Below are 25594 nucleotides of genomic sequence, written 5' to 3' on the forward strand. Positions count from 1 at the left end.
ATGACGATCCAAGTCGGCGTTCCAATTGGAAGGTTTGTCTTACTTGATTCAGTCACCTTTGAAGCGCGCTTTATAGGACGGGGTTGACACGGAATTTTCGCCATTGCTCACACGGCGATCATCACTAGAGTGAGTTCGACGCCCCCCCCCCCCGCCGATCTCGAGTAGTTCCCACGCCCCCCTCCGACGCCCCCCTCGATCTTGAGTAGGCGGGCGACTCACAAACTGCATGCCGGGGAACCGCTGCTAAGGGTCGTGACCTGAGACACACAATCGTCAGGCCTGAACCGCCCCGGCTTTTCCGGAGGCTGTTTTCATTGAGTCACGCCGCTTTGGCGTAACTGCTGGTTTCGGCGTAGAACGCCGCTTCTGCTTCCGCCGGGGGAATGTAGCCGATCGGCCCCAGCAGTCGCTTTGTGTTGTACCACTGCACCCAATCGGCGACCGCCCATTCGACGTCCTCGCGGCCCCGCCAGGTCCGCCGGTAGATCACCTCGGTCTTGAACAGGCCGATCACCGTCTCGGCCAGCGCGTTGTCGTAGGAGTGGCCCACGCTGCCCACCGAGGGCTCGATCCCGGCGTCCAACAGGCGGTCGGTGTAGCGGATCAACACATATTGGCTGCCGCGATCGCTGTGGTGCACTAGCTTCTCCCCCGGTCGACGGCTCCACACCGCCTGCTCCAGCGCGTCCAGCACGAACTGCGTCTGCGCCGAGCCCGACACCCGCCAGCCGACGATCCGCCGCGCGAAGACGTCGATGACGAAGGCCGCGTAGACGAAGCCCTGCCACGTGGCGATATACGTGAAGTCCGAGACCCACAGCGCATTCGGCCGATCGGCCTTGAACTGGCGGTTGACCTTGTCCAGCGGCTTCTCCTCGACCTCGGCGATGGGCCGCCAACGCTTCGGATCGCCGCGCCGAACGCCCTTCAGACCGGCCCGCCGCATCAGCCGCTCGACCGTGCAGCGGGCCGCCGCCACCCCCTCGCGGTGAAGCTACTTCCAGACCTTGTCCGCGCCGTACACCGACTTGTTCTCGCGCCAGACGCGTTCGATCGTCGCCGACAGCGCCTCGTCACGATGCCAGCGGGCCGGCCGCGTCTCCGGCGCGGCCTCGCGGGCCTTGTCCAGGTGGTAGGTCGAAGGGGCGATCTTCAGTTCCCTGCAGATCGGCTCGATCCCCAGTCCGCGATGCGCGTCGATGAACGCGATCACCGTTTGGCGCGGCGGTCGAGCTCCGCCTGGGCAAAAAACGCCGACGCCTTGCGCAGGATCTCGTTCGCCTGCCGCAGCTCGCGGTTCTCCTTCTCGAGCTGCTTCAGCCGCGCCTTGTCGTCGGTCGTCGGACCCGGCCGCAAGCCCTGGTTGCGCTCGGCCTGCCGCACCCAGATCCGCAGGGTCTCGGGCTGGCAGCCAATCTTCGCCGCCACCGCACCGATCGCCGCCCACTGCGACGAATACTCGGACTGGTGCTCCAGCACCATCCGAACCGCCCGCTCACGCACCTCGGGTGCGTACCTCGCCAATCTGTTCATGCTCCAATCCTCTCAAGGTTCGGAGCCTCCGAGAAAGCCGGGGCGGTTCAATGTGTCGACTGCGGTGCTAATTGAGCCTAGATGGATGCATACGAGATCGCCGTTCAGTAGACACTGCGCCCCATGACTCAGTCCCGACGTCCCCTCAACGTCCTCGGTACCCCGCTCGAGGACTGCAGCCACGACCCGAAGACCGGCTGGTTCCGCGACGGCTGCTGCCGCACCGACGAGAATGACCGCGGCAGCCACACGGTCTGTGCCAAGCTCACCGCGGAGTTCCTCGAGTTCTCGGTGCGCGCCGGCAACGATCTCGTGACGCCGCGGCCCGAGTTCGGCTTCCCCGGCCTGAAGCCCGGCGATTCGTGGTGCGTCTGCGCCTCGCGCTGGATGCAGGCCTTCGAAGCCGGTGTCGCGCCGCCGATCCGTCTCGAAGCGACGCACGAGAAGGCCATGCAGATCGTCCCGCTGGCCGCGCTGCGCTACCACGCGATCGAAGACGACGCGGCGGACTGAGCCCGCACGGGACCGGCAGCCCCGTGGGGCCATACCGACGATGCATGACAGGAGGCCCGATGGCCACGACGACGGACGGTTTCCTCACCAGCAACGATGGCACGCGACTGTTCTTTCGGCGCCATACAGCGACGACACCCGGGGCGCGGGTGCTGGTGATCCACGGCTTCGCCGAGCACAGCGGCCGCTACCTCGAACTGCTCGACGCGCTGGCCGACGCGGGCTTCGACGCGCTCGCGTTCGATCTGCGCGGGCATGGGCGTTCGGAGGGGCGTCGGGCGCACCTCCGTCGCTTCGAGGACTATCTGGATGACACCCGCGCCGCCTTCTCGGCTCTCACGGCGGGCACGGACGGCACCGCGCTGGTGTTCGGCCATTCGATGGGCGGGCTGATCGCCACGCATTTCGCCGCCTCGGTACCCCAGCGCTGCCGCGCCTTGGCGCTCAGCAGCCCGATGTTCGCCCGCGCGCTCGCGGTGAACCCGCTGAAGCTGCTGGCCGCGCACGTTCTGGGCCGACTGCTGCCTGTGTTCTCGATGCCCAGCGGCATCACCGGCGCGCATCTGACGAGTGATCCGGACGAGATCGCACTTCACGATGCCGACCCGCTGATCCTCCACCAGGCGCGCGCAGGCTGGTTCATCGCGCTCGAAACGGCGATGGCGGCAGCACCCGCGGCCGTGGCCCGCCTGACGATGCCGCTCTACCTGATGCACGGCGAGGCCGACCCACTGACCGCCTTCGACGCGAGCCGTGCGCTGTTCCCCTTGGCGCCCAGCACCGATAAGACCTTCGTGGCCCTGCCCGGCATGCGCCACGAGACCCTGCACGAAATCGGTCGGGAGAAAGTGCGGTCCGACCTCGTGGCCTGGCTGGCGGCGCACGCGGCCCCCTGATCCCCGCGGCAGGCGGTCAACCGAAGGCGCCTCCGCGCGTTTGCCGCCTCAAACCGTCTGAAGAGGCACCTCGCCATGGGCATCACACGCACCCTCCTCCCGCGGGTCCAGCACGGGCTGGCGCTGCTCGGCACGCTGGCCGCCGGCATGCTCTGGGCCGCCCCGCCCCCGACCGCCGACCAGATCGCCGCCGCGCGCGCCTACCACGAGTCGGCGGGGGGCCAGGGGCTCGTCATCCTGCACGACGGCCAACTGATCCATGAGTCGTATGCCAACGGCGGCAACGCGAACACGCAGGTGCTGCTGGCCAGCGGCACGAAGGGCTTCACCGGCCTATTCGGGGCCATGGCCGCCGAGGACGGGCTGTACCGGCTGGACGACCCGGTGGCCGAGGTGGTGCCCGAGTGGAGCAGCGATCCCCGGCGCTCGCGCATCACCTGGCGCCACCTGCTCACGATGACGAGCGGCCTTGATGACGTGAAGGAGCAGAGCAGCTGGGAAAGCTTCCTGCAGGCCAAGGCCGTCGCCGACCCGGGCACGCTCTTCGATTACGGCAGCGCGCCGAACGTGTTCGGCGCTGCCCTGCAGCGCAAGCTCGGCAGTGAGAAGGTGGCGGACTACATGCAGCGTCGCCTGTTCGGTCCACTGGGCATCCAGGTGAGCTGGCGCGGCAATTTCAGCGACGGCAACCCGCAGCTCAGCGGCGGCGCCTACGTGCGGACGCGCGAATGGGCCAACCTCGGCGAAATGGTGCGGCTTGGCGGGCGCTGGAAAGGCCAAACCCTGATTTCGCAGGACCGGCTCGAACAGGCGTTGACGGGAACGACGCCCAACCCCGCCTATGGCCTGTATTGGTGGCTGAATCGCGAGGTCCCCGATTCGCTCGCACAAACGGCACCGCAGTTCGAACGCCACATCCTCGGCCTGATCGAAGCCGCGTTCCTTCCCGACGACTTCGCCATGGCGGCCGGCGCCTACGAGCAACGGCTGTACGTCATTCCTTCACTTCAACTGGTGGTCGCGCGCAACGGGCCGAAGTCGGCGGGCGGTCGCTTCGACGACGTGGCCTTCCTGTCACGTCTCCTGCCGCCCGTGCCGCCGCGCAACCACACGGCTTTGTACTGGGCTCCGCTCGAGCCGGGCTGGACGCTGGCCGTCTCCCATGTCGGCGAACAGGTGTTCCCGGTCTGGATGACCTACGGCGAAGACGGCAGTCCGGAGTGGTTTTCCCTCGAGTCGCTGAAGCCCGACGCACAGGGCGTGCTCCGGGGGGACATCGTGCGCTGGACGGGCAGCCCCTTCGCGCCCGGCACCGGGCCCGTACCGCCCCAGCGGACCCCTGCAGTCCTCGGCACGGTGACGCTTCTCTTCGCGAGCAACGGCGATCTCGAGTTCGGCGTGAAGTTGGGCAGCGAGCCCGTCCGCACGCGCAAGCTGGTGCCCTTCGCGATCGATGCCAAGCCCCCCACCTGCGTGTTCACCGTCGGCTCCCGTGCTGGCTCGGGCAACCTCAGCGGCCTGTGGTGGAACCCCGAGGCCCCGGGTTGGGGCGTGAACGTGGTGCACCAAGGCAGCCGCATGTTCCTCGCCGGCTACACCTACGACGGCGACGGCACGCCCGGCTGGTCCGTGGTGCTGCTCGAGCGCCAAGCCGATGGCAGCTACCGGGGCGACATGGGGCGGCCGGTGGCCGGCACGCCGTTCAATCGAACGGAAGGACTCGCCGTGACCAACTTCCCTCTGCCCCTGGTCGGCACCATGACGCTGCGGCCCGAGAACGGCGAGCGGGTCACCCTGGAGATCGATGCGGCCGGTGTGCTCACGAGCACGCCGATCCGGCGGTTCTCCGGCGCCCTGCCCCAGACGGAGTGCACGGACTGAGCGCGAGCGCGGACGTTCCCTAAAGCACGACGCTCGTCTCTTCCATCCGTCTCAGCAGGCGGGCCAGTCGCACCCCGGGGTCCAACTCCGGGTCGAGGAGGTGCCGCAGCAGCGCGTCGGCCGACGCCTCCAGCGCGTCGTCGGCGAGCTCTACCGCGCCATGCAGCACGTAGGCGGGCAGGAAGGTCATGCCCAGCAGGTTGGCCGTCTGCTGCAGGGGCTTCAGCAGTTCGCTCATCGCATAGTGGTTGTAGCCCCCCGCCTGGTAGGACGTCGCCGGCCCGCCCGTCGAGATGGCGGAGACCCATGCCTTGCCCCTCAGGGCGTGCCCCCCGGGCCCATAGGCCCAGCCGTAGGTCAACACATCGTCCAGCCACTTCTTCATCAGCGGCGGCGTGGAGTACCACAAGAACGGATGCTGGAAGACGATGCGGTCATGCGTGAGGAGCAGCGACTTTTCATGTTCGACGTCGATCCGCCAGTCGGGATAGCGCTCGTACACGCGATGGACGGTCACTTCGGGCCGCTCGGCCAGCGCACTCGCCCATCGCCGGTTGACGCGCGAGGCGGCGAGGTTGGGATGGAAGACATTGACGAGGATCTTCATTGGCGGCTCCGGGTCGCTCAGGTTCTGGGGTTGCGGTCGAGCAGCGCCCCGATCCCCATGCCGTCGTACAGGCCGCGGTGGAGGGATTCGAGCTGCTGGTTGTAGGGGGCGATGGCGTTGGTCATGCCGAGGAAGTCCACCGGCGTGCGGAAAGGGCGCTGGCCTGCCGGACGGTCGACCAGATCCGCGATCGCCTCGGCGACGCACCGGGGGTCCTGCGCCGGCGTGGCGTCCACCATGGCGATGAAGCCCTTGAGCGCGAGTTCCCGCTGGCGGGCGAACTCGCCATAGGCCGCTTCTCGACCGGCATCGGACGGGGGCATCAGGTGGCTGCTGAACGCCGTGTTGAAGCCGCCGGGCTCGACGATGACGCTGTCGATGCCCACCGGCGCGAGTTCGACCCGGTAGTTCTCGGCCAGTGCCTCGAGCGCCCACTTGCTCGCGTTGTAAGGGCCGTAGAAGGGCATGACCACGCGACCCAGCAGGCTCGACACGTGGATCAGCAGGCCCGATCGCTGGGCGTGCATCGTCGGCAACGCGGCCCGGTTGACCCGGGCGACGCCGAACACGTTGATATCGAAGAGCCGCTGCCAGTCGGCGCTGGTGAACGCCTCCTGCAGGCCATGCACGCCGACGCCGGCGTTGTTGACCACGACATCGAGGCGGCCGCCCAGGGCGTGCACCGCCTGGCGGACACCCCGCTCGACGCTGTCATCGTCGCTGACGTCCATCTCGACGACCGTCGCGCCTTCGGCCTCGAGGGCTTTCGCCTGCGTGGCATTGCGTCCGGCCGGATCGCGAACGGTCGCGACCACGCGATGGCCGCGCGCCAACAGGGCGGTGGTGGCGAGACGACCGAATCCGCCCGAGGCGCCGGTCAACAGGATGGTTTGCTTCATGGAAACTCTCCGTGGGTGGGTGCCCGATCGCCGGCGGCGAAGGGCCTGTTGCCACGGTAAGGCCCGCACCATTCCTGATTAATCGGGGGAAAATGGAATTACTATTCGCACGATACGAATAATCAATCCGGGAGCGGCGCGCATGGACCTGATCAAGGCGATGCAGACCTTCGCCAAGGTGGCCGAACTCGGCAGCTTCTCGCGGGCCGCCGAGGCTCTGGACCTGCCCAACGCGACGGTGTCCCAACGGGTGTCGCAGCTGGAGGAGCACCTCGGCGTCAAGCTGCTTGTCCGGACGACACGACGCGTCTCCCTCAGCGACGAGGGCACGGCGTATCTCGACTGGTCGCAGCGACTCCTCGGCGAGATCACCGAGGTCGAGGACCGGCTGCGCGGACGCGTCGGATCGCCTCGCGGACGCATCCGGGTGGACGTCCCGGCCTCGGCCGGACGGCACGTCATCGCACCGGCACTGCCCGGCTTCCTGGAGCGCTACCCCGGCATCACCGTGGAATTGGGCAGCAGCGACCGGCCCGTCGACCTGATCCTCGAGAGCGTCGACTGCGTCATCCGCGGCGGCAACGTGCTGGATGAATCGCTGGTGGCGCGGAAGCTCGGAGAGTTTCCGGTCATCACCTGCGCCTCGCCGGCCTATCTCGGCCGATTCGGCACCCCCGCATCACCTCAGGCTCTGGAGGGGCACCGGGCCGTCAACTTCTTCTCGGCGAAGACCGGGAAGGCGATGCCCCTGGATTTCACGATCGACGGCCGCGTCGAGGAGACCCCGCTGCCCCACCGCGTGGGCACCAACGATGCCGACACCTACCGCGCCTTGGTCGTCGAGGGGCTGGGGATCGGCCAGTTCCCGAGCAGCGGCGTCGTCTTGGATGCACTCGCCGATGGACGCCTCGTGCGCATCCTCGAGGCCTGGGACCCGGAGCCCTTCCCGCTGTTCGTGATGTATCCCCGCAACCGGCATCTGAGTGCGCGCGTCCGTGCCTTCGTCGACTGGGCGATCGCGCTCTATGCCGAGGTGTTCCGGGGCGGTCCGCCGTCGGCGTCGGTCGTCGCCGGGCGATGAGGGAAAGAGGACCCGGGCCTCAATCCCGCGCGACGTCCCGCGGCGACACGCGCAGGCCTTCGGCGAGTTGGCGGTCCGGCGCCGCGACGATCACGTCGCCCGCGGCGAGCCCGGAGCGCACCTCGCGCCAGCGGCCATCGGTGAGGCCGACGGTCACCGGCACGGCGTTCACTCGCCCGGCGTCGATGCGCCATGCGCGCCATCCTTCGCCATCGCGCACCAGCGATTCCACCGGCACGCGCACCACGCCTTCCACGCGAGCAATCTCGACACGGGCCTCCACCTGGAAGCCGTGCCCGGCACCGGGCATCGGCTCGGCCGGGTCCAGCCAGACGTCGACGCGACGCTCCTCGACGCCGAGGGCGGATACCTTCAGGCGTCCGCTTGGGGCGATGCGCCGCACCCGCGCCGGCACCGCTGCGCCGCCCCAGCCTTCGATCCAGGCCGGCGCGCCTTCGCGCATCAGGGCGGCGTCCTGCGAGAGGAACTCCGCCACGACTTCGAGCGCGTCGGGACGCCCGACCTCCATCAAGGCCTCGCCAACCAGCACGGGCTTCGCGCTCTCGACCTGGCGTGCCAGCACGCGGCCCTCGATCGGCGACAGCACCGCGACCGCCGCGCTCCCGCCCGCCTGCGACTCGGCGAGTTCGGCTTCGATGCGGGCCACACCGGCATCGGCCGCCGCACGCTCGGCCTCGGCCTCGCGTCGCATCAACTGCGCGGCCCGGTGCGTCTGCTCGGACACCAGGCGCTGCGCCCACAGCCGGGCCGTGCGTTCGGCCTCGTCCGCCGCGAGTTGCGCATGGGCGCCGGCACGATCGCGCGTGGACCGCGCCTGCCGCAGGGCGGCTTCGAGGCTGGCGCGCGTGCGCCCATCGAGCGGCGTGCTCGACGCCGGATCGATCCAGGCCAGCACCGCGTCCTGGGCGACGGGATCGCCGACGTCCAGCGTGATGCGACGAAGCCGCCCGGCCACCGGCGCGGTGATCACGTAGGGCTCGCGGACGCGGGTCTCGCCGAGGTCCACCACGCTGCTCGCCAGATCGCCGCGCGCGACCGTGACGGCCTCGACGGGCAGCGCCCGTGGCCACCACCACGCGAGCACCAGAAGAACAACGACGGCCGCCGTTGCGAGAGCCAGCCACCGGGTACGTTGGCGAAGGGGATTCGGCACGGCTTACTCCCGGGATTTCAGCGATTCGACGAGATCGATGCGATCTATGCCCCGACGCACGACCAGCAGGGCCGCCAGCACGGACGCGACGACGATGAGCGCCGCGCGGGCATCGGCGGCGGCATCGTGGATGTCGGGGAAGGTGAACAGGTCGGTGCCCATCGCGGCGAGGAAGGCGTTCGCCGCATGCTGCCCCAGCCACACGCCGAGCGGCAGGGCGACCACGGTGAGCACGAGCACTTCGACCACCAGCAGGGCCGACACCTCGACCGGCGTGAAGCCGAGCACCTTCAGCGTGGCGAGATCGCGCCGCTGCTCGGCCAGCGTCACCGAGGCGGTGGCGTAGGCGATGCCGGCGGCCATGACGATGGCGAAGGCGGCGAACAGGGCGTCCATGGTTCCCGCGCCCTCGTCGAAGATGCGCCGCATCGAGGCCTCGGCCAAGCCGACGTAAGAGACGCCCGCGAGCCCCGGTGTGCGGTTCACCGCGGCGTTGAACGCGGGCAGCGCGGCCGGATCGAGCCGCGCGTTGGCACCCGACACGCGCCCCGGCTCGCCGGCGAGGCGCTGCAGGGCGGCGAGGTCGAGGTAGGCACCCATGCCACTGGCGACGGTCACGACGGCGACGACCGGCAGGTCGACGGTGCGCCGCAACCCCTCCGTGAAGCGCACCGCGACACGATCCCCGGGCACCACCGCCAGCGCGCGGGCGAGGCCCGCCGTCACCACCAAGCCATCGTCGCGCAGGGCCTGCGCGCGTCCGTCCACGTCGACGAGTCGCTCCAGCCGCCCATCGGCGGGCAGGCCAGTGAGGACCTCCTCGACGCGGCGACCGTGCGCGCTGAACTCGACGCTGGCATAGCGGAAGGCCTCCACCTCGGACACGCCGGGCAGCCGCGACAGGGCGAGAACGTCCGCCCGGCCCTGCGGTTCGATCAGCGTGAGGGCGACGTCCTGCCGCTTGGATTCCGAAAAGGTCAGCGAGAGCAGGCGGTCGATGGCCAGCGGGAAGCGGCTCGACACCACGAGCAGCATGACCGCGCAAGCGAGCCCGGCCACCGTCGTCAGCGAGCGGCGCGGGGCGCCCGTGAGCCGCCGCAGCACGATCCGCGCGGGCACTTCGAGCTGGTGGTACAGGCGCTCCAGGCCGCCGGCCGCGGCCCGATAGCGCGGCGGCGGCGGCGGCGCGAGGGCCTGCGCCGGCGGCAGCAGGATCACGCGACGCAGCGGGGCCGCGGTACCGATCGCCGCGGCGACGAAGGCGGTGGCGATCGACAGCGCGATGGCGGCGGCATCGTGGCGGAACGGCAGCGCGGGAAGTCGGTAGATCTCGAGGTAGAGATCCGCCATCCAGCGGCCGATCCCGGTGCCCAGCACGAGCCCACCGGCAAGGCCCATCAGCACGAGAACGAGAGGAAAGCCGGCGTAGCGCCAGCCCACTTCGCCCGCGTGGTAGCCGAAGGCCTTCATCAGGCCGATGTTCGAGCGCTCGGCGTCGATCAACCGGCCGAGGATGATCGCGAGCAGGAAGGCGGCGACGGCGAGGAAGATCGGCGGCAGGATCTTCGCCATCGTCGCCAATTGCTGCACCTCCTGATCGAGGAATCGGGCCGAGGGGATGCGATCGCGGCCCTGCGCCCGCTGCGCGCCATACCGCGCCAGCAGGCCGTCGAGCGCCTCCGCCACCGGCGCCACCGCCTGCCCGGGCGCCAGCCGCAGGACGAGGTCGTTGAAGGCCCCGGCCATCTGCGCGGCCTGCTCCAGCGCGCGCTGCGGCATCCACAGCACGGCGAAGCGATCGGGCTGCGGGAACAGCTCGCCGGGCGGGCTGACGAAGACGAACTCCGGCGAATTGGCGATGCCGACGATGATGACCTCGGCGCGCTGGCCGCGCAGCAGCAAGGGCAGGCGCGATCCGGGCTGCAGGCCGCGGGCGGTGGCGAAGGCCTCGTTCACCAGCACTTCGTCGCTGCGCGCAGCAACGGGCCACCGCCCGGCCACGAGCCAGGGCTGGTTCACCGCTTCCTCGCCGTCCGGCGCCAGCGACACTACGCGGGCACTGACCGGCGGCTCGGCCACGCCCAGCTCGATGATGGCGCCAGCCACCACGCGTGCCGACAAGGCCTGCACGCCGGGAAGCGCGGCGACGCGTGCCGCCAGGGGGCGCGGGGCGCGCACCAGGGCCACTTGGAGGTCGGCCAACCGGTTGTCGGCGTAGTAGGCGTCCCGCGCGTCGATGAGCGAATGCCGAACGCCAAGCGAGGCGACCATCAAACCGACGCCGATCGCCAGCACCACCACCACGGTGAACCCCTGCGCGCGCGTCCGCCACAGGTCGCGCCAGAGCTTGCGGCGGAGCGGCGAGGCGGTCTTCACCAGTGCAGCTCCGCGGGCGACACGCGGCGCTCGTTGCGGATCACTTCGCGGATGGCGCCGTCGGCGAAGTGGATGACCCGGTCGGCGACGCGGGCGATGTCGGCGTTGTGCGTCACCATCATCAGCAGCGTGCCGGTGCTGCGGTTCGCCGCCACCAGGGCCTCGAGCGTGGTGATGCCGGTGCGCAGGTCGAGCGCGCCGGTGGGCTCGTCGCAGAGCAGCACGCGCGGGCGCTTCGCCAGGGCGCGGGCGATGGCCACCCGCTGCTGCTCGCCGCCGGAGAGTTCGGACGGGAAGTGCGTTGCCCGCGCCGACAGGCCGACGAGCGCCAGCGCTTCGGCGGGCGGCATCGGATCGCGCGCGATGTCGGTCGCGAGCTGGACGTTCTCCTCGGCCGTCAGGCTGGGGATCAGGTTGTAGAACTGGAAGATGAAGCCCACGGCGTCGCGGCGGTAAGCCGTCAGCGCCCGATCACTCTTCGCCGCGAGCGAATCGCCTTCGAAACAGACGTCGCCGGCCGTCGGCCGGTCGAGCCCGCCGAGGATGTTCAGCAGCGTCGACTTGCCGGAGCCGGACGGGCCGAGCAGCACGACGATCTCGCCCTGCATCAGCTCGAGATCGACGCCGCGCAACGCGTGCACGGCGCCGGGGCCGGCGCCGAACACGCGCTCGAGGCCGCGGACGCTCAGGGCCGCCGGCGCGGGCGAGGGGACCTCGTGTTCGCCGCCCGTGTGCGGCGCTCCGGACTCTGGCATGCCCTCCTCCTCGTCCACCCGCGACCCGTCTACCGGGGCACTCCCGTCCATGGGGCCAGCATGGCACCGATGCCCATGGCCGTCCTCAGGCGACGGCGGATTCGATCACCGCATCGATCGGGCGCCGGGGCGTCGGGGCCACGGGCCCGGCCGGATGGCCCCAGCGCAGCAGCACCTGCGGATGGCCGGGCGTGCCGAGTGCTTCACGCAGGCGTTGGCGCAAGGCCGGCACCTCGATGGGCTGGTTCAGGTAGGACGCCTGCAAGCCCCGGCGACAACCTTCGAGGAGGGCCCGCTGCAGCGCCTGACCGGCATGCAGCCAAGCGCGCGGGTCGTCTTCCTCGGTGGCCAGCACGGTCAAGGACGGCGATCCGAGGAGCAGCTGCTGGTCCTTCGCCGCCAGGCCATCGCCCATGTCGAAGGTGCGCACGACGGCCTGCGCGACCGGCGCCGCGAGCGCAGGGACGGCCAGACCATCCCCGTCGCGGCGCGGATGCATCCACATCGCCAGTTCGCGACGCCAGCGCGGGTCGTTCCACAGGTGGTGATCGCCTTCGGCGACGAGTTCACCGGCCAGCTTCCGCTGATCGCCGTCGAGCACCCGCAGGTCGCCGCCCTCGAGGGCGGCCGCGGCGCCGAGGGCCGCCATCGTCTCGTCGGGCACGGCTTGGGGATCGAAGGCCTTGCGATAGGTGCATCGCGCCAGGAGGTGCGCGGCGAGGTCCGCGAGACCCGGCTCGACCACACCGCGCCCGACGACCACGCGCGCGAGAACGTCGTGATCCGCGGGGTCCGGCAGGAGCCGGACGTCCGCGGCGAGACCCTTCGCGGCCGCCGCGACCCGCAGGGCCATCAGGGCCGCCCCGCAGCTGATGACGAGTTCCCGGTCGAAAGGATCGTTCACCGGCAGCGCGCGGGTGCGGTCCGCCAGCAGGTCGATCGACGCCGGCGCCAGCCGGAATCGCCATGGCTGGGTGTTGTGGCTCGAAGGCGCATACACGGCCAACGCGACCAGATCGCGCAGCGTGTCCAAGGTGAGAACGGGATCGGCCACGAGGCGCGCGCTCACGTGCGGGGGATCGGCGGGACCGCCTGACGAATGGCCACGGGGGACGCACTGCACAGGTCCTCGTCGACCTCCGCCACCGCGAGGCGCAGCACCTGCGCGGCGAGCGCGGCGGCGAACCGGTGGGCCACCTTGTCCTCGGGGGTCGTGTGCGGCTCGATGGCATGCCGGCCGTGCCCCATGCGGTCATGGGTGCTCGGCGACCGCTCCTCGCCCAGCTCCCAACCCGAGAGGCGGCCGTCCGAGCTGGGAGAGTCCACGATCTCGAGGAAACCCGCCTCCGCATCGCTCGGATCGAAGGAAAAGAACCAAGCCTTGGCCCGGTCGGCGACGACCACCCAAGTAGCAGCCATGGGACACTCCGTGGAAAGGCGACAGGACCCCATTACACGCCCGTGACGCGCCCCGGCGCTTGACCCGGATCAAGCCGCACGCGGCCCCGACGTCGGACAACGACGGTCGTTCCCTTCCGTGCGCGAGGTCCGACATGAACGCGCTGCCCTTCCTCGACCGCGAGTCGGTCGCGCTGCTGGCGCGCCGCTGAGGGGCGGGACTCAGCCGCCGAGCGCCCGCCGCATCGGGGGCCAGCCCTTCAGCGGCTCGAACAAGGCTGCGGCGCCGAGACCGACCCCGAGCGCCACGAGGGTGGCGGGCATCCCCGGAGCTGCGAAACCGAACAACGCCGCGGCCGTCGGCCAAAGCACGCAGGTGGCGACGATGGCGCCCGCCACCGCCATGACGATCCAGTAGGCCCGGTGGCCGGCTTCGAACAAGCGCGGCAGCGCCGCACCGCGAGCACCGTTGATGCGCACCAGCGCGAAGTTGCCCGCGGTCAGCGCGATGAAGGCCAGGGTGCGCGCTTCATCCTCCGCCACGCCTTTGGCCACCGCCCCGATGTGCAGGCCGATGACGCCGGCAAGAAGGAGAAGACCCTGCACGGCGCCCAGGAGCAGTTGCGGAACACCAAGCAGCGGTTCCGCCGCCAGACGCGGCGGACGCGCCATCAGGTCGCGTTCGCCCGGCTCGCTCTCGAAGGCGATGGCGCAGATGGGGTCGACCACCATCTGGATCAGCACCACGTGCATGGGTAGCAGCAGCGGCGACCAGCCAAGCAGTACCGGAAGCAGGGCCAATCCAGCAATCGGCACGTGGATCGCCACGATGTAGAGCAGCACCTTGCGCAGGTTGTCGAAGATGCGCCGCCCCATGCGCACGCCGTCGACGATGTGGCCGATGTCGTCTTCGAGCAAGGAGATCGCCGCCGCCTCGCGCGCCACGTCCGTGCCACTGCGGGCCATTGCGAGGCCGATATGCGCAGCCTTCAGGGCGGGCGCGTCATTGACGCCGTCACCGGTCATCGCAACGACCTCGCCACGCCGCTTGAACGCTTCGACCAGGCGCAATTTCTGCTCGGGGCGGATGCGCGCGAACACCGAGACGCGCGCCACGGCGGCGTCGAGCGCCGGATCATCGAGTGCCGCAAGCTCGGTGCCGGACAGCGCACCGGCGGCCGTCTCGATGCCGGCCTGGGCCGCGATGGCGAGCGCCGTGCCGGGGAAATCGCCGGTGATCATCACCACGCGGATGCCGGCCGAGCGCGCCTCGGCGATCGCTTGCGGTGCGGACGGCCGCAGCGGGTCCTGGAAGCCCACGAGGCCATCGAAGATGAAGGCCACGCTCCGCGGATCGTCGGGTGCCGATTCGAAAGGCCCGGCATGCGCCACGGCGAGCACGCGCAATCCGCCTGCCGCGAGCCGGGCCACGTCGGCCAGCATCGCGGACGTGGCCGCGGCGTCGAGCCCGCACAGACCCGCGATGGTCTCCGGCGCGCCCTTGGTCGCCACGATGATGCCGCCCTCGTCACGCACCCACGCCTGCGAGTAGGCGAGCAACGCCGCGCTCAAACCGTACTGCCGCGCCAACGGCCAGTCGGCATGAAGGTGCTCGGTGTCGGCCAGCGTCGCATCACCGGCGTGGCGCACCGCACGGTCCATCGGGTCGACCGCGTCCGGGCGGCTGGCCAACACCGCGTGTTCGAGCAGCCGATGCACGTGCTCAGGCACCTCGCGCGTTGACGCATCGATCCACGCCTCGCCCTCGGGTGAGAGCAAGGCACGCACGCGCATCCGGTTCTCGGTCAAGGTGCCGGTCTTGTCGACACACAGCACGCTGGCAGCGCCCAGCGTCTCGATGACCGCTGGACGCCGCGCGAGGATGCGCATCTGGGCGAGGCGCCACGCGCCGAAGGCCATGAATACCGCGAAGGCCATCGGGAACTCTTCCGGCAGCAAGGCCATCGCCACGGCGATGCCGGAGAGCGCGCCCTCCATCCATTCGCCGCGCCGCAGGCCGTAGAGCACGAACACCGCCACGCTGACGACGCCCGCCATCAGCCCCAGCACGCGGACCAGCCGGCCCATCGACTGCTGCAGCAAGGTCTTCTCGACCACGATGCCCGCGAGCGACGCGCCGATCCGACCGGCCTGCGTGCCGAGCCCCGTGCACACGACCTCCGCGAGACCGTGCCCGGAGACCACCAGCGTGCCCGCGAACACCCCCGCGCCGCCCTCGCCACCGGGCAGGCCGGGATCCGCCACGCCCATGGGTGCGACCTGTTTGGCGACGGGCACCGACTCGCCGGTGAGCAGGGATTCGTCGACGCGCAGCGCGCTGCCCTCGCGCAGCACGGCGTCGGCAGGAATGCGCTCGCCCTCGCCCACGAGGATCCAGTCGCCGGGCACCAGGTCGGCCGCGGGGATGGCCTGCACCCGGCCGTCGCGCCGAACCCTCGCCACCGGGGCGGCCATCGCCCGCAGGGCCTCGAGCGCCCGCTCGCTGCGGACTTCCTGCACGACGACGAGGCCCACCGAAAGCGCGGCGAACAAGCCCAACAGCGCGCCCTCGGCCGCATCGCCGAGCACCACGTAGAGCGCGGCTGCGAGCACCAGCAGCAGGAACATCGGCTCCCGCAACACCTCGAGGAGCAAGGCGCCCGCCCGCTTCCTCGCGGGCTCGGGCAGGCGGTTCGGACCGAAGCGACGGAGGCGCTCGCGCGCCTCTTCGCTGCTCAGGCCACCGCTTTGCGTGGGGGACACGGGAGGAGGCATGGGCCCTCGCAGGGGGACGCGCCCCGACGGGAGCATGCACGAAGCCTGATCCCATCGCGCTGCCGCGGCTTGATCGCCGTCAACGCCCCCACGTTCGCCGACGGCACCAACCGTCGGCGGTATCCTTGCCGCCCCGAAACCCTTACCGCCCGTCGCCCCATGGCCAAGCTCAACGCCCTGCAGGAACAGCTGCTCAAGGCCGGACTCGCGAAGAAGTCGAAGGCCGCCGAGGCCGCGCGCGAGCAGGAGAAGGCCCGTCGCGGCGAGGCGCCTTCCGCCGCCGCCGAGATCCAGCGCGAAGCGGAGCGCGCCCGCGAGGAGAAAATCGAACGCGACCGCGCGCTGGCCGCGGCCCAGAAGGCCGAGGCGCAGGCCAAGGCGCTGCGCGCGCAGGCCCGGCAGATCACCCTCGACAAGCGCGTGGTGGTGAAGGGCGACATCGAGTACCGCTACCCGATCGACGGCGCCATCCGCAGCCTGCTCGTCGATGAGGCCACGCGCCGCCAGCTCGCCAACGGGCAACTGGTGATCGTGCGCTTCGACGAGGGCGTGGCGCTGTTGCCGCGAATCGCCGCGGAGAAGGTGCGCGAGCGCGCCCCCGATCTGATCGTGCTCGACAACCGCAGCGCGGCCGACACCGCGCCCACCGCGGGCAGCAGCGAGGACGACGCCTACTACGCCCAGTTCACGGTGCCGGACGATCTGATCTGGTGACACGCCGCCTCGGGCCTCCCCGAGGAAACCGCGGCTTCAGTGCAGGGTTTCGCGCCCCTCGTCCGCCGCACGCAGTCGGTACTCGACCGCGCAGCGCATCAGGGAACCCGCGGTATGCAGTTCGAGCTTCGCCATCAGGTGGTGGCGATGCGTCTCCACCGTCTTGATGCTGAGGCCCAATCGATCAGCGACCTGCTTGTTCATCAAGCCCTCGCCCAAGGCCACCAGGACCTCCGACTCGCGTGCGGTCAACAGGGCGAACCGGGCGCTCTGCCGCTCCCGTTCCTCGCGGCGACGGTGCTCCTGCTCGGCCACGGCGGCGGCTTCGCCGACTTCGCGGGCATAGGCTTCGAGGTCGACCGGCTTGGTCAACACGGTGAGCATGCCCTGCTGCATCGCTTCGACCACATGGGGCAGGTCGACGACGCCGGACAGCATCAGCGCCGGGCCGTCGAAGCCTACTCGCCTCGCCAGACGCAGCGCGGCGATGCCGTCGGTGCCGGGCATCGAGTAGTCGATCGACAGCACCTGTGGGCGGCTTCGCCCCACTTCCGCGAACGCGATCAGGAAGGCGTCGGCACCGGACGCGCCTCGGGCGTCCAGTCCGAACGCCTTCAGCACGTCGACGAGCAGAGTACGAAGGTGGTCGTCATCGTCGACCACCCACACGATCACCGGCATGCGCGCCTCCCGATCCCTGGTCCCCACGCCCAAGGCTACCCTACCGCTGCGCGAGCGATCTTCATGGACGGGCCTCGGTGGCGAACCGGCGCGGAACCGGCATCTCTCGCCCGGCGATGCCTACGGCGATATCGCCGAGGTTGGCGAGCGTGTACTCCAACTGCGCTTCGATGTCGGCAAGGCTGGCACGCAACTCATTGCCGTTCCAACGGCTGGCGACGGATTCGATGCGGCTGTACGCATGGCCCAGCGCCAAAGCACCGACGGTGAAGCACGAAGCCTTCAGGCGTCGGGCGCACCGGGCCGCCTCCTCGAAGTGGCCTTGCGAGGCCTCGCGGCACAGTGCCTCGTGTTGCCATCGGCACACGGCCTGGAACATGAGGTAGAAGCGGCGCAACTGCCGGGGATCGTCCCCGGTCAGGGCTTCCAGCGTACTGGCGTCGAAATCGGGGCAGCGGATGCTCATGGCGTCCTCGTCGATCGGGGCCGGCGGCCCGGATGTGATGACGGTAAGGCGCGACCCTCCTCCCGGCGCATCTGCAACGACTTCTGTTTGGATCCTGGACGGGCGTCACGGACGCGCGTTTGCATTCGGAAAAACGGCGCGCTGGCCTGCGAACGTGGTCACGTTTGCTGATCGGGCTTTTCCCGAATCACGAAACGCATTGCGCGGACTAGTCTCGATCTCCCGGCCGAGAACGCTTGAAGTCCTCGCGCGTCGCAAGCACGGCGCGTGCGTGGTCGAGCCCGATCGCGCCCACGCGATCGAACGCACGCCACTGCAGCAGGCCAACATCCGACACATCGGGTTGGAACGCGAGGTCGACGAGCTCGCGCATGCGCTTCTGGTGCGAGGTGCTGGCCATCAACGCGACGTTGACCACCGTCGTCCCGAGGCTCGGGAAATCCTTGTAGCGCCGTCCGTCGCGACGACGGAACAGACGGTCGAGCAGGAACGCCCAAGGCGACGGCACGTCGGCGTGGTCGAGCGCGCGGTAGGCGTCCTGGCTCAGGTCCACGCCGATCACCCGCGCCGCGCCCGCCGCGCGCATCAGGTCGACGGGGTAGTTGTTGAAGGTGCCGCCATCGACGAGCAACTCGCCGTCGCGCAGCACCGGCGGCAGCGCGGCCGGGATCGACACGCTGGCGCGCAGCGCCTCCGACAGGCGGCCGCGCCGCAGCACGTCGGCGCGCTGCCGCGAGCAGTTCGACGCCACGCAGAAGAACGGCCTCCACAGGTCCTCGATGTCCGCTGCGCCGTCGAACGCCTCGGCGACGGCGTCGTCGATGACGCGCTTCAGGCGTCGGCCACGCAGCAGCGACATCACCGGCACCCAGTTCACGTCGCCGGTCGGGTTACGGCGGAACGCCTCGCCGGCCAGCGCACGCATGCGCGAAGCCGGCAGGCCGGTGGCGGCGTAGAAGCCCATCACCGCGCCGATGCTGGTGCCGCCGACGACATCCCATTCGATGCCCTGCTCTTCGAGCGCCTGCATCACGCCCACGTGGGCGAAGCCGCGCGCTCCACCGCCGGCCAGCACGAGGCCGATGGCGCGGCCCGCGACGATGCGCGCAACACGCCGCCAATCACCGGGATGCCCACGCCGCAGGTGCAGGTGCGACAGGCCATCGACCGCGAGGTGCGGGCGCGCCGCCAACCAGGCCGCGGTATCGCGGGGCCGTCGCCGGTCGTCGGGATGCACCAGCCACAGCGACTGGTGCGCGGCGATGCGCCGCGCGTCGCCAACGAGGTGGGCGAGCTCCACGCCCTGCGGCGCGGGGTCGGCATCGGCATCGGTCGCCAGCAACACCAGGTCGGCCTGCCGAAGGCACAGGCGCGTCCAGGCGGTGTCGGCCGCATCGGCCACGAACACCTGCAGCGCATGCGCGGCTTCCTGCTGGTCGAGCCAGTCGAGCAGGCGTCGATGCTCGCCGAGCGCCTCGGCTTCCACGGACTCGATATCCAGGCCGAGTGCCGCTTCCACGCTGCGGCGATCGTGCAGGGCGAACGCGCCGGCCGACGTCTCGTCCGCCGACAGCGCGGAGAGCTCGGCGTGCAGGCGCGACGCGAGGGCATCGCCGTCGAGTGCCGCCTGCAAAGGCAGCACGCAGACGTTGATGAAGCCCTGTCGCCGCGCACCGCCACGCTTCCTCGACAGGCGTTCGATCAGCTTGCGCGCGAGCGGCAGCCCGGCACGTGGCCAGCGCTGCAAGACGTCGATGAAGTCGACCCCATCGAGCCGCACCAGCACGCTGTCGCGCAGCGCGCGCACGGTGGCAGTGCGCGGCGCGCCGGTGATCACCCCCATTTCGCCGATCGGTTCGCCGCGGCCGATTTCGCCGAGCACCGCATCCGCACCCCGGCTGGCGACGAGCCGCCCCGAGAGCACGAGATAGAGCGCATCGGAAGGCTCACCCTCGCGCATCAGGACCGTGCCACCCGCCAGCTCGAGCGTGGTGAGCCGCGGCTGGAGGCTGGCGAAAAGGCCCGGCTCGAGCTCGCCAAACACCTCGGCGAGGGTATCCTCGAGCAGGCGCTGGTGGAAGCCGGCGGCGTCCGATGGCGGTGCGGGCGTGGGCATCGCCGCATGGTAGGCGATGCCGGCCCCGCGCCGTCACGACGGCTCAGTCCGGATCGGCCACCAGCGTCAGCGACCCGTCCTCGCGACGCACGCGGAAGCGGCGTTCATGCCGCGCCGTCGCCAGGGCCAGCGGATCCGCGTAGTGGCGCTCGGCGACTCGCTCCGCCTCCAGCTCGAGATAGCGGACCCGCAATTCGTCGCGACCGATCGCCAGCAGCATCGCGCCGTTGCGCCGTGTCTGCGCATAACGCAGGCCGCCATAGCCGGCGAGCAGGAGGGCGTCGAGGTTCGCGGCGAGGCGAGCCCCCGCCTCGCGCGTCGCGGCGTCGCCACCGGCATTGCGTTCGAGGATGGCGCCGAGGCTCTTCGACGACACCGCCGGCGTCGTGAACTCGACGACACGCGGGCGGTGCTGGCTGGCGAAGCTGGCGTGGATATCGCCACTGAGCAGGACCGCACCCTCGCCGTCGAAGTGGTCGAGCCAGGCGTCGCGCTCCACGGGAAAGCCATCCCAGTGGTCGACGTTGAGCAGCACCTCGTGCGCCCAGCCGGCGGGGGCCTGGATCTCGGGCCGGCGCAGGTCGAGGCGCAACGGGGTGAAGGACACCGAACTGGCGACAAGGCGCCAGCGCGCATCGCGGTGGCGCTCGGCGGCGCCGGCCAGCCACGCGGCCTGCGGGGCGCCCAATGCGCTGCCGAGCGGACCGCCGACGCCGGCGGCACGCAAGCGGGCCAACAGGCCGAAGCCCTCGGCCAGCACGAAATAGCGGCTGCCGACAGGATCGAACAATCGCGACTTGCCCACCCCGGCCCAGCTCAGGCCGCGCGGCAGGTCGGGGGTTTCGGGGATGGCGCCCGCATCGAGGGAGAACGGCGCGGCCGCGTCGTGGCGGGCGAGGATGGCGTTGACCACCGGCAAGGCCATCGGCGCGGCGAGAACGGCATCGACCCTCGCCCGGACGTCCGCCTTCGCGAGGCCCTCGGCGGCATAGGCTTTGTGCAGCGCGCGGGCCAAGGGCCGGCGCCAGCGCCGGTACTCGGGCGTGTTGATGTCGATGTAGGGCTGAAGCCGCGAACGCCACCCGTCAAAGGATTCGCCGATGCGCGGAAGGGCGTCCTGCAGCGTCGGCTCGTCGAACACCATGGCGCCGGGGAACGCATCTTCGGGAACGAGGTGGTCGGGACGGGCACTGCGGTAGTCGGTCATGCACAGCGACGCTCGACGGCCGAAACGGAACTCGCGCCAAATGCGCGTCGCGGGGTGCAGCGCGCCAGCGTCCACGGCCGCGCCTTCGAACGCGCCGCCGACATCGACCGGCATGTACTCGAACCACGCCTGCTCCGACGCCCGCCGCCGCGCCGCATCGCGTTCGTCCTGGCGGCCGTCGTGGAAGGTCGCCACGTCCTGCCAGGCGTCGTCGGCGAACTCATGGTCGTCCCAGATGGCGATCAGCGGCGCCTTCGCCAGCAAGGCCTGCAGCACCGGGTCCGTGCGGTATTCGCGGTGCAGCTGGCGGTAGTTGTCGAGGCTGCGCGCCGACTGGAACCCGCCATCGCCGAGCGTCAGCGCGCCCGCCGCGTCGTCGAACACCACCCGCCGCCCGTCGCCGCTCTGGAAGGACGGATCGCCCGTGGTCTCGTAGATGAAGTCGCCGAGATGCACGATGGCATCGAGCGGCTCCTCCAGCAGCGGCAGCAGCGTGTTGTACCAGCGGCCGTTGTAGTCCTGGCAGCTGAGCACGGCGAGGCGCAGGTCGCGCTCCTCGTCATCGCCCGGGAGGGTGAGGGTGCGGCCCACGGGCGACGCGGCCGCGGGCTCGCCCTCGATGACGAAGCGGTAATGCCAGGCGGTGCCGGGATCGAGATCATCGACGCGGACCTTCAGGCAGCCATCGGTCTCGGCGCCCACGGCGAACGGGCGCTCGACGCGAAGGCGTTCGAAGCCCGCGTCCTCGGCAACCTGCAGCACGACCTCGCGGCCCCATGCCGACGGCGCGAGGCGTGTCCACAGGACCACGCTGCGCGCCGACGGGTCGCCGGAAGCGACCGCCTGCGGGAACAGGGATGCATCGATGGGCAGCGTGGCCGCGAAGCGGCGGGCATGCAGCGGCAACACCACGGCGGCGGCGGTCACGGAAAGCAGGCGCAGCACGGCGCGGCGGCTGATGGGGGGCATCGGGTGGCCAACAGAGGGGGGAAGGCAGCCGGCTATTCCAGCCCCCGCATCTTTCAGGACCGTGACCGGTTGTCGCTTTTAACGGCATTGCAACGCCGCGCGACGACGCTGGCGCCTCCAACACCCCATGGAGTTCCCCTCGATGCGTCGCGCCACCCTGCTCGCCTCGGCGATCCACGCCGCCCTCGTCCTCGTCGCCGCCCCCGCGTTCGCCCAGGACGCCCCCGCCGCCGGGGCCGCCAGCGTCGACGCCACGATGATCGACACCATCGTGGTGACGGCGCAGAAGCGCGAGCAGCAGGTTCAGGATGTGCCGATCGCGATCAGCGCCTACTCGGGCGAGTTCCTCGAGGGCTTCGGCATCACCGGCATGGACGACATCGGCAACCTCGTGCCCGGCCTCGAAGTGCAGGAGCAGAGCCCGAACAACCCCGGCTTCGTGATCCGCGGCATCACCTCGGACAGCGGCGCCTCGTTCTCGCCGCCGCGCGTCTCCGTGTTTCAGGACGGCATCGCCATCTCGCGCGCCCGCGGCGCCGTGGTGCAGCCCTTCGACCTCGAGCGCGTCGAGGTGCTGCGCGGTCCGCAGGGCACGCTGTTCGGCCGCGGTGCGCAGGTCGGCGCGGTGCACCTGGTGCAGAAGAAGGCCTTCCAGGGCTACGAGAGCGGCTTCACCGTCGGCCTGGGCAGCGACGCTTGGCGCCGCGCCAGCGGCTACGCGAACGCCCCGCTGTCGGAATCGCTGGCGATGCGCCTCGCGGTCTACCACGAGAAGAACGAGGGCTTCGTCGAGAACCTCTCGGGCGGCCACCTCAACGGCAAGGACACCAGCGCGCTGCGCCTGTCCTTCGGCCTCGACCTCGGTGACACGAACCGCGTCGATGTGATCTTCAACCACCAGGTCGACACCCCGCCGGGCACTGCCTTCCGCACCAATGTGCTGCGGACGCGCGCGGGCAGCCGCGACCTGTTCGATGGCACCGCCGACCTCAACCGCGGCGAGCAGCTCGGCCTCGACCGCCACGTCACCGGCTTCACCGTGCTGGGCCAGTTCGCCATCAACGAGTCGTGGAGCCTCTCGACGATCAGCGGCTGGCGCGAGTTCGCTTCGCTGGAAGAGTTCGACGCCGACGGCTCGCAGCTCAACGCGCTGGAATTCGCCGAGGACGCCGAGGGCGAGCAGTGGAGCCACGAGTTCCGCTTCAACTACGACAACGGCGGCGCCTTCCGCGGCTTCGGCGGCGTCAGCTGGTTCAAGGAGGAGGGCTTCCAGCGCGTTCCGTTCAGCACCGACGAGCGCCAGCTCGGCGCCCTGCTGTCGCCGGCCCTGCGCGCGGGTGTGGCCGGCGCGACCGGCGGGTTGATCCAGCTGCCCGTGGTGAGCCCGCTGAACCCCAACCTCACCCCCTTTCTTGGCTACACCAGCTTCCCGGCGCTGGGCATCCCGGGCATTCCGCTCGGCACGCTGCTGCCGCTGCGCGCCAGCCATCGGGAGGAGTACACGAACTTCGGCGAGGTCGATGCCATGGACGTGTTCGCCGACGGGACCTGGTCGGTGACCGACCGCTTCGACCTGACGCTCGGCCTGCGCGGCACGCGAGAAGACGTGCGCTCGGGCTACGAAGCCCTGACCTTCGGCGGCCTCTCGCCGCTCGGCCAGGTGCTGCCGGCGGCGCCGACCAACGTCGCCATCCCGAACATCCTGTTCCGCCCGGTCACGCGCCGCTACGCCGAGGACACCTACTCGTCGGCCGTGGGTCGCGTCGTGGCCGCCTACCGCTTCAGCGACACGCTCAACGGCTACGCCAGCGTTTCGCGCGGCCGTCGCCCGGACGTCATCGAGTTCCCGACCGGCGGCAACGGCACGCCGAACTTCATCCCGGCCGAAGTGGTGTTGAGCTACGAGATCGGCCTGAAGGGCACGGCCTTCAGCGAAGCGCTGACCTACGACGTGGCGGTGTTCGATTACGACTACAGCGATTTCCAGGCCAGCGTGCTGAACCCGAACGGCATCGGCACGATCACCGCGAACGGCGGCAACGCCAGCGCCACCGGCGCCGAGCTCTCGCTGATCCTGCGCGCCAGCGAGGGCCTGCAGGGCTTCTTCACCTACGGCTACGTGGACGCCAGCTTCGACGAGCGCGACGACGCCGGCCGCCGCCAGTCGCTCGCCGGCAACCGCTTCCGCCTCACGCCGGAGCACTCGGCCTCGGCTGGCCTCGACTGGCGCTTCGGCGTGGGCGACGGCCTCGAAGCCTATGTGCGCCCGAGCTGGAACTGGCGCTCGCAGGTGTTCTTCGAGGACCAGAACCAGCGCGGCATCGAGCAGGCCGGATACGGCCTGGTCGACGTCCGCGTCGGCGTGGCGTTCGGCGATGGCCGCTGGGACCTCGGCGCTTTCGTGAAGAACGCCGGTGACCGCGAGTACCTGATCGACGCCGGCAACACCGGCCTCAACTTCGGCCTGCCGACGTTCATTGTTGGGTCGCCACGGACGTGGGGCGTGGAGCTGACCGGCCGCTTCTGATCCACGAGCCTCGATACGCTCTTTGCAGGTCCCACGACGTCCGCCCCGCTCCCCGGGGCGGATTTCGTTTGGGCTGGCCGAGGGCCTCGGCCGACGCCATAGTGCGCGCCAGCCCAACGCAAGCCATCGCCCTTGGATCTCGAACGCTGGCAGCACGCCGACCCGGAACACGGCCTCACCCTGCGCGGCTGGCACACGCCACCCCGCGGTCTGCCGCTGCTGCATGTGCTGCACGGCAACGGCCTGTGCGCGCGCACCTACACGCCGATGCTCGCGCCTTTGGTCGAGCGCTTCGACCTTTGGCTCTGTGATTCCCAAGGCCACGGCGACAGTGACGCCGGCGAGCGCTTCCTCGGCTGGAACGCCAACGCGGCGATGGTTGCTCGCGCCTTCCGAGCCCATCACCCGAACCCGCGCGTGCCGGTGTTCGCCGTGGGCCACAGCTTCGGCGGGGTGACCACCGCCCTGATGGCCGCGGCCGATCCCTCGTTGTTCCAACGCCTCGTCCTGCTCGATCCGGTGATCTACACCCCGCTGGTGGCAGCCAGCGTCGCCCTGCTCGAACGCACCGGGCTGCAGGGCCTCCTGCCGCTCGTGCGCGCCACGCGTCGTCGACGCACGCGCTGGCCGTCGCGCGACGACGCCTTCGCCCGCTTCCGCGGCCGCGGTGTGTTCGCCGACTGGCAGGACGACGCCCTGCGCGCCTACGTCGAGCACGGCCTCCGCGAGGACGGTGAGGGCGTCACCCTCAAGTGCCCGACGAGCATCGAGGCCACGATCTTCAGCTCCGGTCCCGTCGGTCTGTGGCGGCAACTCGACCGGCTCGCCACGCCGACCCTGCTCATCCATGGGGACCGCACGCTGCCCTTCGTCGGCCCGTCCGCGCGCCGACTGGCGGCCCGCCACCCGCACGTGCGGGTCGAGCCGGTCGCCGGCTCGCACTGCTTCATGCTGGCCGAACCCGAAGCCACCGCCGGCCGCGTGGCGGCCTACCTCGGGAAGGGCTGAGCGGCGGCCCCCCGG

The 25594-nt window shown here is 70.5% G+C and carries 19 protein-coding genes, 1 pseudogene and 1 other annotated feature; of the genes and pseudogenes, 7 read left to right on the forward strand and 13 right to left on the reverse strand.

Going from position 1 to position 25594, the window contains the following annotated elements:
* Positions 1-322: 322 nt before the first annotated feature.
* Positions 323-1536, reverse strand: a pseudogene (locus O9280_RS16760) (IS3 family transposase).
* Positions 1145-1258: a sequence feature (AL1L pseudoknot), on the reverse strand. Its footprint overlaps the pseudogene before it by 114 nt.
* Positions 1537-1659: 123 nt before the next feature.
* Here O9280_RS16760 and O9280_RS16765 point away from each other — a divergent pair.
* The 3 genes from O9280_RS16765 (at position 1660) to O9280_RS16775 (ending at position 4826) form a co-directional block, all read left to right on the forward strand.
* Positions 1660-2049 (forward strand): DUF2237 domain-containing protein, encoded by a 390-nt coding sequence (locus tag O9280_RS16765; protein WP_298345489.1) that lies wholly within the window; start codon positions 1660-1662, stop codon positions 2047-2049.
* Positions 2050-2108: 59 nt separating this feature from the next.
* Positions 2109-2945: an alpha/beta hydrolase gene (locus O9280_RS16770; protein ID WP_298345491.1), complete on the forward strand. Its 837-nt coding sequence runs from the start codon at positions 2109-2111 to the stop codon at positions 2943-2945.
* A 75-nt stretch (positions 2946-3020) separates the two neighbouring features.
* Entirely contained in the window at positions 3021-4826 is a 1806-nt protein-coding gene (locus O9280_RS16775) for a serine hydrolase (protein WP_298345494.1), read from the forward strand.
* 19 nt (positions 4827-4845) lie between these two features.
* Here the strand turns inward: O9280_RS16775 and O9280_RS16780 are convergent, their stop codons facing one another.
* Both O9280_RS16780 and O9280_RS16785 read right to left on the reverse strand, forming a co-directional pair.
* Positions 4846-5433 carry an NAD(P)H-dependent oxidoreductase gene (locus O9280_RS16780; RefSeq protein WP_298345497.1) on the reverse strand — a complete coding sequence of 196 codons (588 nt, stop codon included), beginning with the start codon at positions 5431-5433 and terminating at the stop codon, positions 4846-4848.
* A 17-nt stretch (positions 5434-5450) separates the two neighbouring features.
* Positions 5451-6332: an SDR family NAD(P)-dependent oxidoreductase gene (locus tag O9280_RS16785; RefSeq protein WP_298345500.1), complete on the reverse strand. Its 882-nt coding sequence runs from the start codon at positions 6330-6332 to the stop codon at positions 5451-5453.
* 142 nt (positions 6333-6474) lie between these two features.
* Here O9280_RS16785 and O9280_RS16790 point away from each other — a divergent pair, with 142 nt between their 5' ends.
* A complete protein-coding gene (locus O9280_RS16790; RefSeq protein WP_298345503.1) occupies positions 6475-7413 on the forward strand; it encodes a LysR family transcriptional regulator in 939 nt (312 codons plus the stop codon).
* Positions 7414-7432: 19 nt separating this feature from the next.
* On the opposite strand, the gene O9280_RS16795 is transcribed toward O9280_RS16790, so the two are convergent.
* From O9280_RS16795 to O9280_RS16820, 6 genes are all read right to left on the reverse strand, one after another.
* Positions 7433-8587, reverse strand: coding sequence for an efflux RND transporter periplasmic adaptor subunit (locus O9280_RS16795; RefSeq protein ID WP_298345505.1), 1155 nt, complete (start codon positions 8585-8587; stop codon positions 7433-7435).
* 3 nt (positions 8588-8590) lie between these two features.
* Positions 8591-10963, reverse strand: a complete 2373-nt coding sequence (locus tag O9280_RS16800; RefSeq protein ID WP_298345508.1) for an ABC transporter permease — start codon at positions 10961-10963, stop codon at positions 8591-8593.
* Positions 10960-11718: an ABC transporter ATP-binding protein gene (locus O9280_RS16805; RefSeq protein WP_298345511.1), complete on the reverse strand. Its 759-nt coding sequence runs from the start codon at positions 11716-11718 to the stop codon at positions 10960-10962. Before O9280_RS16805 ends, O9280_RS16800 begins: the two co-directional genes overlap by 4 nt.
* 85 nt (positions 11719-11803) lie before the next feature.
* Entirely contained in the window at positions 11804-12787 is a 984-nt protein-coding gene (locus O9280_RS16810) for a nitroreductase family protein (RefSeq protein WP_298345513.1), read from the reverse strand.
* Complete coding sequence (locus tag O9280_RS16815) at positions 12784-13137, reverse strand: host attachment protein (protein WP_298345516.1); 354 nt, start codon at positions 13135-13137, stop codon at positions 12784-12786. Before O9280_RS16815 ends, O9280_RS16810 begins: the two co-directional genes overlap by 4 nt.
* Positions 13138-13338: 201 nt before the next feature.
* Positions 13339-15879 carry a cation-translocating P-type ATPase gene (locus O9280_RS16820; protein WP_298345519.1) on the reverse strand — a complete coding sequence of 847 codons (2541 nt, stop codon included), beginning with the start codon at positions 15877-15879 and terminating at the stop codon, positions 13339-13341.
* 171 nt (positions 15880-16050) lie between these two features.
* On the opposite strand from O9280_RS16820, the gene O9280_RS16825 reads away from it, so the two are divergent.
* The gene (locus O9280_RS16825; protein ID WP_298345522.1) at positions 16051-16605 is read left to right on the forward strand and encodes a DUF2058 family protein; all 555 of its coding nucleotides are present in this window, start codon (positions 16051-16053) and stop codon (positions 16603-16605) included.
* A 36-nt stretch (positions 16606-16641) separates the two neighbouring features.
* On the opposite strand, the gene O9280_RS16830 is transcribed toward O9280_RS16825, so the two are convergent.
* The 4 genes from O9280_RS16830 to O9280_RS16845 all read right to left on the reverse strand — a co-directional run bounded on the left by O9280_RS16830 (position 16642) and on the right by O9280_RS16845 (position 22044).
* A complete protein-coding gene (locus tag O9280_RS16830) occupies positions 16642-17286 on the reverse strand; it encodes a response regulator transcription factor (protein WP_298345525.1) in 645 nt (214 codons plus the stop codon).
* A gap of 61 nt (positions 17287-17347) precedes the next feature.
* Positions 17348-17752, reverse strand: coding sequence for a hypothetical protein (locus O9280_RS16835; RefSeq protein ID WP_298345528.1), 405 nt, complete (start codon positions 17750-17752; stop codon positions 17348-17350).
* A 208-nt stretch (positions 17753-17960) separates the two neighbouring features.
* A complete protein-coding gene (locus O9280_RS16840; RefSeq protein ID WP_298345532.1) occupies positions 17961-19868 on the reverse strand; it encodes a patatin-like phospholipase family protein in 1908 nt (635 codons plus the stop codon).
* 43 nt (positions 19869-19911) lie between these two features.
* On the reverse strand, positions 19912-22044 hold the full coding sequence (locus O9280_RS16845) for an alkaline phosphatase D family protein (RefSeq protein ID WP_298345535.1): 2133 nt from the start codon (positions 22042-22044) through the stop codon (positions 19912-19914).
* A gap of 142 nt (positions 22045-22186) precedes the next feature.
* On the opposite strand from O9280_RS16845, the gene O9280_RS16850 reads away from it, so the two are divergent.
* Together O9280_RS16850 and O9280_RS16855 are read left to right on the forward strand one after the other, a co-directional pair.
* Entirely contained in the window at positions 22187-24571 is a 2385-nt protein-coding gene (locus O9280_RS16850) for a TonB-dependent receptor (RefSeq protein WP_298345538.1), read from the forward strand.
* 132 nt (positions 24572-24703) lie between these two features.
* Positions 24704-25579, forward strand: a complete 876-nt coding sequence (locus O9280_RS16855) for an alpha/beta hydrolase (RefSeq protein ID WP_298345541.1) — start codon at positions 24704-24706, stop codon at positions 25577-25579.
* Positions 25580-25594: the final 15 nt, after the last annotated feature.

This window comes from Silanimonas sp. (assembly GCF_027531545.1).
GTDB lineage: Bacteria > Pseudomonadota > Gammaproteobacteria > Xanthomonadales > Xanthomonadaceae > Silanimonas.

Coding starts and splice junctions, on each gene's coding strand:
- O9280_RS16840 (WP_298345532.1), bottom strand. CDS start 19,868: ATGCCCACGCCCGCACCGCCATCGGACGCCGCCGGCTTCCACCAGCGC.
- O9280_RS16785 (WP_298345500.1), bottom strand. CDS start 6,332: ATGAAGCAAACCATCCTGTTGACCGGCGCCTCGGGCGGATTCGGTCGT.
- O9280_RS16790 (WP_298345503.1), top strand. CDS start 6,475: ATGGACCTGATCAAGGCGATGCAGACCTTCGCCAAGGTGGCCGAACTC.
- O9280_RS16775 (WP_298345494.1), top strand. CDS start 3,021: ATGGGCATCACACGCACCCTCCTCCCGCGGGTCCAGCACGGGCTGGCG.
- O9280_RS16825 (WP_298345522.1), top strand. CDS start 16,051: ATGGCCAAGCTCAACGCCCTGCAGGAACAGCTGCTCAAGGCCGGACTC.
- O9280_RS16845 (WP_298345535.1), bottom strand. CDS start 22,044: ATGCCCCCCATCAGCCGCCGCGCCGTGCTGCGCCTGCTTTCCGTGACC.
- O9280_RS16770 (WP_298345491.1), top strand. CDS start 2,109: ATGGCCACGACGACGGACGGTTTCCTCACCAGCAACGATGGCACGCGA.
- O9280_RS16815 (WP_298345516.1), bottom strand. CDS start 13,137: ATGGCTGCTACTTGGGTGGTCGTCGCCGACCGGGCCAAGGCTTGGTTC.
- O9280_RS16850 (WP_298345538.1), top strand. CDS start 22,187: ATGCGTCGCGCCACCCTGCTCGCCTCGGCGATCCACGCCGCCCTCGTC.
- O9280_RS16835 (WP_298345528.1), bottom strand. CDS start 17,752: ATGAGCATCCGCTGCCCCGATTTCGACGCCAGTACGCTGGAAGCCCTG.
- O9280_RS16780 (WP_298345497.1), bottom strand. CDS start 5,433: ATGAAGATCCTCGTCAATGTCTTCCATCCCAACCTCGCCGCCTCGCGC.
- O9280_RS16830 (WP_298345525.1), bottom strand. CDS start 17,286: ATGCCGGTGATCGTGTGGGTGGTCGACGATGACGACCACCTTCGTACT.
- O9280_RS16805 (WP_298345511.1), bottom strand. CDS start 11,718: ATGCCAGAGTCCGGAGCGCCGCACACGGGCGGCGAACACGAGGTCCCC.
- O9280_RS16765 (WP_298345489.1), top strand. CDS start 1,660: ATGACTCAGTCCCGACGTCCCCTCAACGTCCTCGGTACCCCGCTCGAG.